The organism is Rhodoluna sp., from assembly GCF_024639375.1.
GTDB lineage: Bacteria > Actinomycetota > Actinomycetes > Actinomycetales > Microbacteriaceae > Rhodoluna.
The window spans coordinates 115117-128179 of record NZ_JAHEIM010000001.1 but is presented as its reverse complement, the minus strand read 5'-3'; the positions used below and the strand labels follow the sequence as shown (position 1 = coordinate 128179).

Annotated in this window: 16 protein-coding genes and 1 tRNA gene; 4 read left to right on the top strand and 13 right to left on the bottom strand. The window is 53.4% G+C overall.

Annotation, left to right across the window (positions count from 1 at the left end; translation table 11 throughout):
• Positions 1-150: 150 nt before the first annotated feature.
• A complete protein-coding gene (locus Q0L28_RS00660; protein WP_296630146.1) occupies positions 151-441 on the top strand; it encodes a DUF6504 family protein in 291 nt (96 codons plus the stop codon).
• An 18-nt stretch (positions 442-459) separates the two neighbouring features.
• Complete coding sequence (dnaE, locus tag Q0L28_RS00655; protein ID WP_296630143.1) at positions 460-3768, top strand: DNA polymerase III subunit alpha; 3309 nt, start codon at positions 460-462, stop codon at positions 3766-3768.
• On the opposite strand, the gene Q0L28_RS00650 is transcribed toward dnaE, so the two are convergent.
• From Q0L28_RS00650 to deoC, 3 genes are read right to left on the bottom strand one after another with little or no spacing between them, the layout of a single operon-like run.
• Positions 3755-4399, bottom strand: coding sequence for a hypothetical protein (locus Q0L28_RS00650; protein WP_296630142.1), 645 nt, complete (start codon positions 4397-4399; stop codon positions 3755-3757). The genes dnaE and Q0L28_RS00650 overlap by 14 nt on opposite strands.
• On the bottom strand, positions 4399-5181 hold the full coding sequence (locus tag Q0L28_RS00645) for a class III extradiol ring-cleavage dioxygenase (RefSeq protein WP_296630139.1): 783 nt from the start codon (positions 5179-5181) through the stop codon (positions 4399-4401). Before Q0L28_RS00645 ends, Q0L28_RS00650 begins: the two co-directional genes overlap by 1 nt.
• Before the next feature lie 28 nt (positions 5182-5209).
• Complete coding sequence (gene deoC / locus Q0L28_RS00640; RefSeq protein WP_296630136.1) at positions 5210-5905, bottom strand: deoxyribose-phosphate aldolase; 696 nt, start codon at positions 5903-5905, stop codon at positions 5210-5212.
• A gap of 22 nt (positions 5906-5927) precedes the next feature.
• Between deoC and Q0L28_RS00635 the strand changes: the two genes are divergently transcribed.
• A complete protein-coding gene (locus tag Q0L28_RS00635) occupies positions 5928-6155 on the top strand; it encodes a DUF167 domain-containing protein (protein ID WP_296630131.1) in 228 nt (75 codons plus the stop codon).
• Positions 6155-6619, top strand: a complete 465-nt coding sequence (locus Q0L28_RS00630; protein WP_296630129.1) for an RpiB/LacA/LacB family sugar-phosphate isomerase — start codon at positions 6155-6157, stop codon at positions 6617-6619. The genes Q0L28_RS00635 and Q0L28_RS00630 overlap by 1 nt, the downstream gene beginning before the upstream one ends.
• Positions 6620-6665: 46 nt before the next feature.
• Here the strand turns inward: Q0L28_RS00630 and Q0L28_RS00625 are convergent.
• From Q0L28_RS00625 to rplU, 10 genes are all read right to left on the bottom strand, one after another.
• Positions 6666-6738 (bottom strand) — tRNA-Ala (locus Q0L28_RS00625).
• A gap of 38 nt (positions 6739-6776) precedes the next feature.
• Positions 6777-7145 carry a ribosome silencing factor gene (rsfS, locus tag Q0L28_RS00620; RefSeq protein WP_296630126.1) on the bottom strand — a complete coding sequence of 123 codons (369 nt, stop codon included), beginning with the start codon at positions 7143-7145 and terminating at the stop codon, positions 6777-6779.
• Between the two features lie 19 nt (positions 7146-7164).
• A complete protein-coding gene (locus Q0L28_RS00615; protein WP_296630122.1) occupies positions 7165-7965 on the bottom strand; it encodes a hypothetical protein in 801 nt (266 codons plus the stop codon).
• Positions 7962-8549 carry a nicotinate-nucleotide adenylyltransferase gene (gene nadD, locus Q0L28_RS00610; protein WP_296630119.1) on the bottom strand — a complete coding sequence of 196 codons (588 nt, stop codon included), beginning with the start codon at positions 8547-8549 and terminating at the stop codon, positions 7962-7964. The genes Q0L28_RS00615 and nadD overlap by 4 nt, the downstream gene beginning before the upstream one ends.
• Positions 8550-8572: 23 nt before the next feature.
• Positions 8573-8740, bottom strand: coding sequence for a hypothetical protein (locus tag Q0L28_RS00605; protein ID WP_296630117.1), 168 nt, complete (start codon positions 8738-8740; stop codon positions 8573-8575).
• A 45-nt stretch (positions 8741-8785) separates the two neighbouring features.
• Entirely contained in the window at positions 8786-10033 is a 1248-nt protein-coding gene (locus tag Q0L28_RS00600; protein ID WP_296630115.1) for a glutamate-5-semialdehyde dehydrogenase, read from the bottom strand.
• 19 nt (positions 10034-10052) lie between these two features.
• Positions 10053-10835, bottom strand: a complete 783-nt coding sequence (proB, locus tag Q0L28_RS00595; RefSeq protein ID WP_296630113.1) for a glutamate 5-kinase — start codon at positions 10833-10835, stop codon at positions 10053-10055.
• Complete coding sequence (obgE, locus tag Q0L28_RS00590; protein ID WP_296630112.1) at positions 10836-12356, bottom strand: GTPase ObgE; 1521 nt, start codon at positions 12354-12356, stop codon at positions 10836-10838.
• An 82-nt stretch (positions 12357-12438) separates the two neighbouring features.
• Positions 12439-12693 (bottom strand): 50S ribosomal protein L27, encoded by a 255-nt coding sequence (rpmA, locus tag Q0L28_RS00585; protein WP_296630111.1) that lies wholly within the window; start codon positions 12691-12693, stop codon positions 12439-12441.
• Positions 12694-12707: 14 nt separating this feature from the next.
• Positions 12708-13016, bottom strand: coding sequence for a 50S ribosomal protein L21 (rplU, locus tag Q0L28_RS00580; RefSeq protein WP_296630109.1), 309 nt, complete (start codon positions 13014-13016; stop codon positions 12708-12710).
• Between the last annotated feature and the right edge of the window lie 47 nt (positions 13017-13063).

Genomic DNA, 13063 nt, shown 5'->3' with positions numbered 1-13063 from the left:
TTTGCGCTCGCGGGCGGCTATTTTTGAACCGCATTTTGGCCAATTTTGGCCCCGAATTTGCTTTGTCGGCTAAGCCCCTTACACTCGTAACATTCGAACAAGTGTTCGAATAATTTATCGAGTTCTATAAAGGTTTCGAGGGGTGCGGCCATGCTGCGAATTGATGAAAAGGTGTCTGTTTTAGTCAACCAATTGGGTGAACCAATCGGTTTTAGTTGGCGCGGGGCCAGTTATCTGGTCAACAGCAAACCGGTGCGCTGGTTTGCCCGCAAGCAGTGGTGGGTCGACGCAGCCCGGGTGCAGCGCGGCATTGGCGCTGGCGTGCTCGAGGTAGAAATGTGGCGCCTGCAGGCCTCACGCAGCGAGTCAGACCGTGCTCAGTTCGAGCTCATTCACAATGCCCAGAGCAACTCTTGGCAACTCGCCCGCATCTTCAACTAAAACCAGCGGGCACAGGTCATGAGCGGGTTCACTCACCTCAACGTGGCTTCGGCTTTTTCTGGGCACTACGGCGTTACTCGCCCAGAGCTGCTCGACGAAGCCGCGGTCGCGTTGGGCTTTGACGCACTCGCCGTGGCCGATCGCGACGGGCTCTATGGTTCGGTCAAGCACATTGGTGCCTGTCTCAAATTAGGCATTCAACCAATCGTTGGCGTCAACCTGTGCGTGCTGAGCGAAACCGGTGAAGCACTCGCCCGCTGTGTGATTTTGGCGCACGGCCAAAACCGCGGTGCCGGTTGGGCAAAACTTTGTGCCATCACCTCGGCGGCTCACGCTGGCAGGCGCAATAACAATAAGCGCGAATATCCGGTGGCAATTAAACGCAGCAAGTTGGCGCAGCTGATTGGCGACGATGGCGGCTGCACAATTCTGCTCGGCCCCGACAGCGATGTTGGTCGCGCAACCTTGGCCAGTTCGCAAGGTGCCGGCGGTTCACAAGGTGCCGGCGGTGCGCAAGGCGCGGCGCAATCGGCGCTAGCCGCCTGGCTCGCCTGCTTCAAGTTGCCGGGCAGTTTGGCAATCGAGGTGGTGACCCATCTCACCGAACCAGGCACTGCCTATTCAACTTTGCAGGCGCAACGCATGTTGCAACTTGCTGACCACAACAAAGTGCCAGCGGTGCTCACCAACGCGGTGCGCTATTTGCAACCCGATGACGCACTCACCGCCGACGTGCTCGACGCTGCCAGATTTTTAGAACCCCTCGGATTCTTCGAGCCGCAACCAAACGCGCAAGCTTGGCTGAAGCCATCCGAGGCAATGCATGCAATTGCGGTTGAAGTTGCCGGTGATCGCACGCGTGCACTGCAACTAATTGAAACCACCAATCGGTTGGCGGCCCGTTGCAAACTCGATGCACCAAACGACTGCGGTTGGGGCAAACCAAAGACTCCCGAGAAATCGGCGTTGGGCATCGATGGCAACCCATTTGAGGTGTTGTGGCAAAAAGCGCACGACGGCATCGAACGGTTTTATCCGCGGGCATCGGCAAGAACCTTGCAAGAAGTGCAACACAGGTTGAGCAAAGAACTAATCACCATTAGCAAACTCGGCTTTGCCACTTATTTTCTAACCGTGGCCGATGTGGCGCAGATGATTCGCGATATGAAAATTCGCAGTCAGGCGCGTGGCTCTGGCGCCGGTTCGTTGGTCAACTATTTGCTGGGCATCAGCGGCGTTGACCCAATCGAACACGACTTGTTGTTTGAACGTTTCTTGAGCACCGAGCGTTCGAGCCTGCCCGACATTGACATCGATGTTGAATCGGCCAGACGGCACGACATCTACAACGCAATCTTCAAGCGCTATGGCTCGAGTCGAGTCACGCTGCTTTCAATGCAAAGCACCTATCGCGGTCGCGGCGCAATGCGCGACTCTGGGTTAGCGCTTGGCCTCGAAGATGACCAGATTGATGACATCGCTAAAAACATGTGGCGCTTTAGTGCACGCAGTTTTCGTGGCGCACTGGGCACCAAACCAGAGCTAGCCAAGTTTGCCGAAGCGGTTGAAGAAGACCGCCGCATGAATCTGCTGGTAGACATCACCGAACGCCTCGATCGTTTGCCGCGGCACATTTCGATGCATCCGTGCGGGGTTATTTTGGGCGACACCAGCCTGCTGCAACTCACCTCGGTTGAACCAAGCGGCATGGGTTTGCCAATGAGCCAGTTCGACAAAGACGACATGGACCCAATGGGAATGCTCAAGTTAGATGTGCTTGGCGTGCGCATGCAAAGTGCAATGGCCTATGCGGTGCGCGAGGCAGCCCGAGTGCGCGGTGAAGCAATTGACCTAGACAACGTGCCCCGCGATGATGCCGCAACCTACAAACTGATTCGCACCACCGACACGCTTGGCATCTTTCAAATCGAGAGCCCGGGTCAGCGCGAGCTAACCGGCAAGCACCAACCAACCGAATTCAACGACCTCACCATTCAGATCTCGCTGTTTCGACCTGGGCCAATGAAGGGCAACATGATTGCGCCCTACCTGGATGGTCGCCATGGCTTTGCCAAGCCCGATTTCATTCACCGGGATCTCGAGCCAATTTTGCGCGAGAGCTGGGGCATCGTGATTTTTCACGAACACGTGTTGCGCATCTTGAATGTGATGACCGGTTGCGGTTTGGCCCGCGCAGATGAGTTTCGCCGCTCGCTCGAAAACCCACGAGTGAAACCAATTGTTGAAGAATTCTTTAGACGTGAAACAAAACTTCGCGGCTACCCGCAAGCAGTGATCGACCGGGTTTGGTCGATTCTCGAAGGCTTCAGCAGTTTTGGTTTTTGCAAGGCACATGGGGCTGCGTTTGCACTGCCAACATATCAAAGCGCTTGGCTCAAGACCCACTACCCCACCGAATTCATGGCTGGTTTGTTTACCCATGACCCGGGCATGTATCCGAGGCGATTGTTGCTGTCAGAAGCGCGTCGCCTTGGTGTAAAGATTCTGCCGCTTAATGTGAATCGCTCAACCGATGAATACCTGGTTGAAAAGGTCGCGCGCAAAACCACTGACGTGAACGAACCGGAGATTGGTGTGCGCATGTCGCTGGTTGATGTGCAAGGCATCAGCAACGCCGAAATTGCGCGCATTATTGCCGAACAACCCTTTGATAGCGTTGGCGATTTTTATATGCGTGCCAAGCCAAGTCGGCGCACGCTCGAACGATTGGCGCTAGTTGGTGCACTCGATGAACTCACCGGTGACACCGCAGCGACCCGCGGTGACATCATGGCGCGGGTGCGGCAACTAAACAGTGTGAAAACTCGGCCAACCTTGCGCAGCGATCAACCAACGCTTGATTTTGAAATTGGCGAACAACTGCCAACCGGCAATGCAGAACCAACTCTGGCGCAAAAAATCAATGACGAGCTGAACATCATGCACATGGATGTTAGTGATCACGTGATTGAGCAATACCGCCCGATGCTCGACGCCATGGGCGTGCTGCGCAGCGACGAATTGGTTGGGTTGCGCAGCAAGACCGACGTGCTGGTAGCCGGTGTGCGCGTGGCCACCCAAACTCCGCCAATGCGCTCGGGCAAGCGCGTGGTGTTTATCACTTTGGATGACGGTGCCGGCTGTAGTGACGCCACCTTCTTTGATGAGGCGCAATCGCGCTGCAGTTCGGTGTTGTTCAACACCAGGCTGATGGTGATTGCCGGCAAAACCCGCCGCACCGGAGTGCGCGGAGTGTCACTGATGGCAGAGAACGCTTGGGATCTAACCGAGCTGTGGAATCAGTGGTTAGCGGCTAAAGCATCTTGAGGTCTTCGGCGATGGCACGCACATGCTCGCCAACAATGTTGTGACCACCAGAGTGCAGCATGAATTTCACGTTGGCACCGAGCTGCTGAAACTCTGCAATCAATCGGTCGATGCGCACCTGCGGTGAATACGCGTCGGAAGCACCATTGGCAATCCAGACATGCTTGCCGGTTAGATCAGGTTCACCCTTTTTGTGCGGTGTGGTTTCAAAAACCTTGTTGTTTCCGAAGGCTGCAACTCCAGCAACCGAATCTGGCTGCAGCAGCAAAAGCGAAGTTGCGGCATTGGCGCCATTTGAGAAACCCACCGCAAACACCTTATCGGCGTTGAAACCGTATTCACCGGATGCAGCCCACAAGAAGTTGGCCAACTCAGCGGAGTTATCGATTACTTCTTTTTCGTCGTAGGTATCTTGCTCAATCAACTTGAAAAAGCGGTTAGCACCGTCGCTCTTGCGCAAACCTCTAGGTGAAAGCAAGTTGGCGGTAGGGTCAAGCATTTTGCCAAGATTCAAAAGGTCATGCTCGTCGGCACCCGAACCGTGAAGCAACAACAGAGTGCGCGCACTGGCGACATCCGCAGCTGGAACCCAAACGTGTGGGCGGCTTAGATCGTTTGGATTAAACGACATTAAACGACCTCGAACGAACGCTTTGAAAGACCCATGAAGTAACCATCGATCTTGGTCTTGGCAATTTGCTCGGGAGTCGAAGCGGCACCAAGCGAAATGAACAACGGAGTGAAGTGTTCAACAGTTGGGTGCGCATAAGGCATGCCAGGAGCAGTGTTGCGATAGTTGATTAGGGTTTCGATGTCACCCTTGTCGAGCGCCTCTTGCGCCCAGTGGTCAAAGTCAGCCGACCAACCAGGTGCGGCCGCCTCAACGCGCCAGTCGCGAATGTATGGCAAGCCATGGGTCATGAAACCAGAGCCAATAACAAGCACGCCTTCTTCGCGAAGTGCACGCAAGCGACGACCTAAGTCGAGCAACTTCACCGGGTCGTGAGTTGGCATCGAAAGTTGCAGCACCGGAATGTCGGCATCTGGGTACATCACGCGAAGTGGAACCCAGGCACCGTGGTCGAGACCGCGCGAGGCATGCTGATGCAGCGGCTCGTTGTCGGGCATCAGCTTGGCAACCATCTCGCCTAGCCAAGAGGCATCCGGGGTTGCGTATTTCATGTTGTAGAACTTTGGGGCGAAACCACCGAAGTCATAAATCAAAGGGGTGTTTGCGGCAGTCGAAGAGATTGAGATTGGCGCGCTCTCCCAGTGGGCAGAGACAATCAAAATAGCTTTTGGCTTGGGCATTTCTTTGGCCCAGGCAGCCAGCTGACTCATCCACAGTTCGTCGTCAAGAAGCGGCGGAGCCCCGTGGCTGATGTAGAGCGATGGAAGAATCGAGGTAGTCATGAGTTAAGTAAACACCCTCTTGACAGAATTATTCCGCTTTTTGCTGAAATTCCTCTAAAACGGCTTCAGTGGCCGAACAACCAGAACGAGTGACCCCTGCGTCCATGTAGTCAATTAGCTGATCGAGGGTGCGCACGCCACCTGATGACTTGACCTTTAGGCGGTCGCCCACAGTTGCCTTCATCAGCTGCACGTTGTGCAGTGTGGCACCTTCACTCGCGAAACCCGTTGAGGTCTTTACATAGTCGGCGCCAGCCGCCTCGGTTAGTTCACAGGCTTTGACGATTTGCTCATCGTTCAAAAAGGCAGTTTCAAAGATCACTTTGACGCTGGCATCTTTGGCATGAGCCACATCAACCACTGCCTTGATGTCTTCGCGAACATAATCGAAATCGCCCGAAAGCAGCGCCGAGATATTCAAAACCATGTCGATTTCAACCGCGCCATTCTCGATGGCATCTTTGGTTTCAAACGCCTTGCTGGCGGTAGTTGCTGAGCCGTGCGGAAAACCAATCACGGTGCACACGTTCACACCAGAACCAGCCAGCAACTTTGCAGCGGCAGGCACATCCATAGGGCGAATGCAATAAGAAGCAGTTGCCCATTTGAGCGCAACCGCTGCCCCAGCTTCGACATCGGCATAGGTGAAGTCAGGCTTCAAGATTGAGTGATCGATTGTCTGAGCAACTTGCTTTAGCGTGAGGCCGCGGTAGGTTTTGGTCATATTCACAGTCTAGATTGGTCGTGTGCGTGTGACAGTGAAAGTTAAGCCAGGTTCCAAAAAGGGGCCTTTGGTTGAAACCGATGCCGATGGCGCACTCACCGTTTTTATCAAAGAACGCGCTGTGGATGGCGCCGCCAACGAAGGCCTCATCGAAGTTCTTGCCAAACACTACGGAATTGCAAAGTCCAAGATTGAAATTGAATCAGGCTTCACCTCACGCATAAAACGAGTTCAAGTAAGGAATGACTAATGCATATTGCAATTGCCAGCGACCACGCAGGTCGCTCTCTCAAATTGGAGATTAGGGCACTGCTTGAATCTATGGGGCACACGGTTACCGACTTTGGCACCGACACAGATGAAGCAGCGGATTTACCCGACTACGTTTTGCCAGCCACCCTGGCTGTAGCCAAGGGTGAAGCAGACCGCGGAATATTTGTTGATGGAGTTGGCTACGGCAGCGCAATGATCGCGAACAAGCTGCGAGGTATTTTTGCCGCTGTTTGTCAAGATTCATTTTGCGCGGAACTCGCCCGCTCGCACAGCGATACCAATGTGCTGTGCTTGGGCGGCAAGCTCATTGGCTCGGCTATTGCCCTTGAGATTGTTCGCGTTTGGATGACCACAGAGTGGCTGGGCACTAGCGAACCGAAGTATGCCCGCCGCGTTCAAAAGGTAGTCGACCTAGACAACCTTTACACGGCCTCGTTTTAGTTTTGAATAAATAAAAAACCACCCGAGTTGGGTGGTTTTTTATTTGTGGACCTAAGGGGATTTGAACCCCTGACCCCCTGCATGCCATGCAGGTGCGCTACCAGCTGCGCCATAGGCCCGTTCGTTGCCTAAGCAACTTTGTTAGTTTACACCAAGGTTATGCGGCTGGCACAGCGTCAAGTTTTACGATGGGGCAGTCTTTCCAAAGGCGCTCAAGCGAGTAATACATGCGATCTTCTTCGACCATGATGTGGCAAACCACGTCACCAAAGTCCAAGAGAATCCAGCGACCAGTCTCTTTGCCCTCGCGGCGCAGGTACTTAACCCCAGCTTCTAGCAACTTGAATTCGATTTCATCGGCAATAGAGGCAACCTGGCGCTCATTGCGACCAGAAGCCAAAAGGAAGATGTCGGTCAAAGGCATCGGGCCGGTGACATCCAGAGCCACCACGTTTTCTGCCAACTTATCTAGCGCCGCAGCGGCAGCAAGATTGGCGATTTGAATGGCTTTAGCGGTTGCAGTCACAGGTTCCTTTGAGGTTTGTTTACAAGAGTCCAAGCATATACGCAGCTAGTAGCAATCCACCCACGGTGACCATTAGCAACGAAGCGGTAAGCACCGCAAAAATTTGACCTTGGCCGCGGGCCAAGCGGGTGGGCATGATGCCGATTTTGCCTGCCGTGTTGACCACACCGCTCGCTCGAAGCGGTGCAATCGTTGAAACGTAGCCGCTGATGCTGTCTTGCACGGTGGCATCGTCAACCTCGGATGCATCCAAGATGGTTGAGATTTCGCCGGTGTTGGTGGTCAACTTTGGCAGTTCAATGGAGCCAGTCTTGAGCAGCTCGCCGGTTTCGGTGATGTGCACATTTAGGTTAGCCAGCGGGTCTTCGGGCACAATCATGATCGATGCAGTCTGCGGCTCGATGTTTAGGTTTGGCGATACCGCGAAAAGTTGAATGCCTGAGGTGATTGGTTCCTCAGCCTCAGCAAGAACCTCATCAAAGGCAGGTGCTTCAGTTGCTGCAACCTCGATAGCGGCTTCAGTTGCGGCAGCTGCCTCAAGATTCTGAGCAGCCTCCTGGGGTGAAGCTGCCGGCACAACACCGCGCTTCTCAAAATCGCGCAATTGGCGACGAGACAAAAATAAACTGCTAGTTGCCGGTGTCGCGATAATTTCTGGTTCATCGTTTGCAACAACTTCAACAGCTGCTAACGGCGCAGGCGCGGCTTCAACTGGCTGAGGTAAGGGCTGATCTTGCACTGCCGGTGAAGTCGGCACGACTGTGCCATTGCGTTCGGCTTCACGCAATTCACGTCGAGACTGAAACTGACCTTCGGTCATTTGCCACCTCGATAAAGTTTGTGTTTTGCAATGTATTGAACAACTCCATCTGGCAACAGGTACCAAATTGGTTTTTTGTCGGCAACGCGTGCACGAATATCAGTTGAAGAAATAGCTAGAGCTGGAATCTCCAAAAGTGAAACAACACCGTGCGGAGATTCTGGAACAGCCAAGGCATGCCCGGGTCGACTAACCGCAACAAAGTGCGCCATGCCCCAAATCTTTTCGATGTCCTTCCAAGAAAGAATTTGCGAAATAGCGTCGGCCCCTGTGATGAAGAAAAGTTCGGCATCAGGATATTCGTTGCTGATGTCATTGAGCGTGTCGATTGTGTAGGTTGGGCCGTCGCGATCGATATCAGCGCGGCTCACTTTGAACCTCGGATTAGATGCGGTGGCAATCACCGTCATTAAATAACGGTGCTCCCCCGTGGTGAAGTTTTGTTTTTGCCAAGGCTCGCCCGTTGGCACGAAGACCACTTCGTCAAGATTGAACGCAGCTGCTGCTTCGCTGGCGGCCACTAAGTGGCCATAGTGAATTGGGTCGAAGGTGCCGCCCATCACGCCGAGACGAATTTTGCTCATGCGATTTTGCCGCTAGGTAACTCCTAGTGGTGGCCCTTTGACTCTTTGTGATCGTGACGGTTTGCCACGTCACGGTAAGACCAGGTGACAAGACCAAGCAAGATGAAGGTGCCGATTGCAATTACACCAAACCAGAAAGATGGGAATGGCAATGTGACGCCTGCTTCTTCTGCCGCAAGAATTACGTTCAATTTTTCTCCTCAGAACCTCTCCAGAATAACCTAGCCGAGCCCGGTTTAGGCTCTAACCTGCCCGCTGCCGCGAACTAGCCACTTGGTAGAAGTTAGCTCTTGCAAGCCCATTGGGCCGCGCGCATGCAGTTTCTGGGTCGAAATGCCAACTTCGGCACCAAAACCGAACTCGCCACCATCGGTGAAACGAGTCGAGGCATTCACCATCACGGTTGAAGAATCAACCTCATTCAAGAAGCGTTCCGCGTTGCTGACGTTCTCGGTGATGATCGATTCGGTGTGCTTGGTCGAGTAAGTAGCAATGTGTGCCAGCGCCTCATCTAGGTTTTTCACAACTTTCACAGCGATGTCAAGGTCGTGATATTCGGCCCGCCAGTCCTCTTCGGTTGCCGCCACCGCAGCAAAGAAGTTTTGCTGGGTGACTTCATCGCCGTGAACCGTCACTCCAGACTCAGACAATCGATCAAGTACTGCAGGCAAAATGCGCTCGACAGCATTCTCGTGAATTAGCAGGGTCTCAACCGCATTGCAAACACTCGGACGCTGAACCTTGGCGTTGTGAATGATTTCCACTGCCCAATCCAAACGAGCTGTCTCATCAACAAAAATGTGCACCACGCCATCGCCGGTTTGAATAACCGGCACCTTGGCCTCTTCAACTACCTGGCGAATCAAGCCAGCGCCGCCACGTGGAATCAATACGTCAATCAAACCGACCGCACGCATCATTTCAACGCCGCCATCGCGACCGAATTCATCCACGGTTTGCACTGCATCTGAATTCAAACCGGCAATTGCCAGCGCGTCTTGCAGCAACTTAACCAAAACCGCATTGGTGTGTTCGGCTGCGCGACCACCGCGAAGCACGGTGGCATTTCCGCTCTTGATTGCCAGCACAGCAATGTCTATGGTGACGTTTGGTCGAGCCTCATAAATTACACCGATAACACCAAGTGGCACACGCACCTGAGTGAGCTTCAGCGCATTTGGCAAAGACATACCGCGGATAACATCACCCACCGGGTCTGGCAAGGAAACGATTTGTAAAACCGAATCAGCAATTGCCTGAATTCGACCGTGGTCTAGGCGCAAACGGTCTTGAAGGCTTGCAGTCATGCCATCGGCAACACCGTTAGCGAGGTCTTTTTGATTGGCAGCGATAATCTCATCTGCACGGATTGGCAACAGCGAGGCAACCTGCTGAAGCACTTCATTCTTAACTGTGGTTGAGGCTTGAGCGAGTGAACCGGCAGCTTGCTTAGCTAGACGAATCTTGTCGATTGCAGAAACCATGTTTAAACCCTAATTTCGTTTATTTATTGGTTGGCTCAAACCAAGTGCCAATGTTGGCACCAGCCAAAGCCTCAGAAACTAAATCGGTGCTGGTCAACAACACGGCCACGCCAGAATCGGTTGCAAGCTTCGCAGCGGAAACCTTGGTAGCTGCGCCACCGGTGCCAACTTTTGAACCGGTGCCGCCAATTTCAATGCCAGACATGTCTGAACCGGCAGAAACAATCTCAATACGCTTTGCGCCATCTTTTTCTGGTGGCATGTCATACAGGCCGTCAACGTCGCTCAGCAAAATGAGAGCGTCAGCATCAACAAGCACGGCAACTAGCGCAGCCAGTCGATCGTTGTCGCCAAACTTAATTTCGTGAGTTGCCACTGTGTCGTTTTCGTTCACGATTGGCAAAGTGCGAAGCTTCACCAGTTGCTCAAGGGTTGCCTTAGCGTTGTTGCGGGTCTCATCGTGTTCAAAGTCACCAGAGGTAAGCAAAACCTGGCCAACAATAATCGAGTACTTTTCGAGACTCGCCTGGTAGCGAGCAATCAGCTTGCTTTGCCCCACTGAGGCAAGCGCCTGCACCATAGGCAAATCATCTGGGCGGGCTGTGAGATTAAAAAGTGGCAGCGCATTTGCAATGGCACCCGAGGTAACAAGAATCACTTCGGTGCCACGAGCGTTCGACTTTGCCAGTGCATCTACCAGCAGGTCAATTTTGTTTTCGTTAGCACCGCTAATCGAAGACGAACCAACCTTCACAACCACACGCTTTGCGGTTGCTAACTCGCTTCTGTCTCGAAGTGTCACTTAGTCTTCCTTTTCGAAGTCCTCTGGCTTAGACCAGATGCCGGCTTCGCCTTCTTTTCTTAGTTCGTCACGAGCGGCTGCCTTGGCATCCATGCGCTCGGTATAAGTTTGACGGCGCTGCTTTGTGGTTCGACGTTCATTCATGTCGAGTCGCGCATCGGTGCCTCGAGGGCCAGAGATCAATTCGGCTGCAGAGTTGATAGTTGGCTCCCAGTCGAAGATCACACCCTTGCCTGGGCCAATAACAACGGTTGAGCCAGCTTCGGCGCCCGCCTTGTAGAGCGCGTCTTCAAGACCGATTTTTGCCAGACGGTCACCTAGGTAACCAACAGCCTCTTCGTTGCCAAACTGAGTTTGAGCAACCCAACGCTCTGGCTTAACGCCAAGCACGCGGTAAATCTTCTCTTCGCCATACATCTCGGTTTTAACTTCAAACTTCGACTCATCGCGCTTTGACTGCATCAACTGAATGCGTGGCTTTGCCGGTGCAGTCTGCTTGTCTTTGCGAGCCTGCTCTACCAGTGCCGCAAGGGCATAGTTCAATTCGCGCAAACCCCCGTGGCTTGCCGCAGAGATTATGAAAACTTTGTAGCCGCGAGCTTCTAGATCTGGCTTTACAAACTCTGCCAACTCTTTGCCATCAGGAACATCGGCTTTGTTCAGCGCTATCAACTGCGGGCGCTGAGTAAGCGGCAGTTCACCCTCTGGAACTGCATAGGCATCTAGCTCTTTAAGTATCTTGTCGAGGTCGCTAACCGGGTCGCGGTTTGGCTCGATGGTTGCACAGTCAATAACGTGCAGCAAAGCTGCGCAGCGCTCAACGTGACGCAAGAACTGCAAGCCAAGGCCCTTGCCTTCGCTGGCGCCTTCAATCAGACCAGGCACATCTGCGATGGTGAAGCGAGTGTCGCCGGCCTGAACCACACCAAGGTTCGGGTGCAAAGTTGTGAATGGGTAATCGGCGATCTTTGGTCGTGCTGCGCTAAGTGCCGCAATCAAAGAAGACTTACCTGCAGATGGGTAACCCACCAATGCGATATCAGCAACGGTCTTGAGTTCAAGAATTACATCGCCAGACCAACCAGGCACACCCAAAAGTGCAAAACCAGGTGCCTTGCGCTTGGTGCTTGCCAGAGCAGCGTTGCCCAGGCCGCCCATGCCGCCTTCACCAATGATGAGTTCCATGCCTGGCTCGTCGAGGTCGGCAATCATTACACCTTTGGCGTTTTTAACTACTGTGCCAACCGGAACCGGTAGCACCAAGTTTTCACCGTGGTGACCGTTGCGGTAATCACCGGCACCGTCGCCACCGTCGCCAGCGGCTCGGTGTGGGTGAAAGTGAAAGTCAAGAAGAGTTGTGACGTTTGGGTCTGAGATCAGCGAGATGCTGCCGCCCTTGCCACCATCGGCACCGTCTGGGCCGCCGAGTGGCTTAAATTTTTCGCGGTGAACCGAAACACAGCCGTCGCCGCCGTTGCCCGCACGCACGTGAAGGGTCACTTGATCAACAAATGAAACCAAGGTCATCTCCTTCTAGTGAATTAATTTTAGAAAAAAGAAAGGCGAGCCCAACGGCTCGCCTTCTTTAGAAAACTTGAACCGCTTATTCGCCTTCGATGATGTTTACAACGCGGCGACCACCCTTGGTGCCGAATTCAACTACACCAGCAGCTAGTGCGAATAGGGTGTCGTCTTTACCCTTGCCAATGTTGGCACCTGGGTGAAAGTGAGTTCCGCGCTGACGAACGATGATCTCGCCTGCGTTAACTTCTTGACCTGCGTAACGCTTAACGCCTAGACGCTGTGCGTTTGAATCGCGACCGTTTCGGGTCGAGCTAACACCTTTTTTCGAAGCCATTTTGGGTTAGTCCTTTACTTGATCTCTGTGACCTGAACGCGGGTCAACTCTGAACGGTGACCTTGACGCTTCTTGTAGCCGGTCTTGTTCTTGTACTTCTGAATGATGATCTTTGGACCACGTAGGTCGTTTAGAACTTCAGCGGTTACCTTAACCTTGGCAAGCTCTGCTGCCTTGGTGGTGACCTTGTCGCCATCAACTAGAAGAAGAGCGGTTAGCTCAATCTTGCCGTTGGCATCAGCCTTGATACGGTCAAGCGTAACGATGGTGCCTACTGACACCTTCTCTTGACGGCCGCCTGCGCGGACTACTGCGTAAACCACAGATCTACCCTTTGTTCGAAAGTCTTATTTTGTTGCGGTGAAAATAC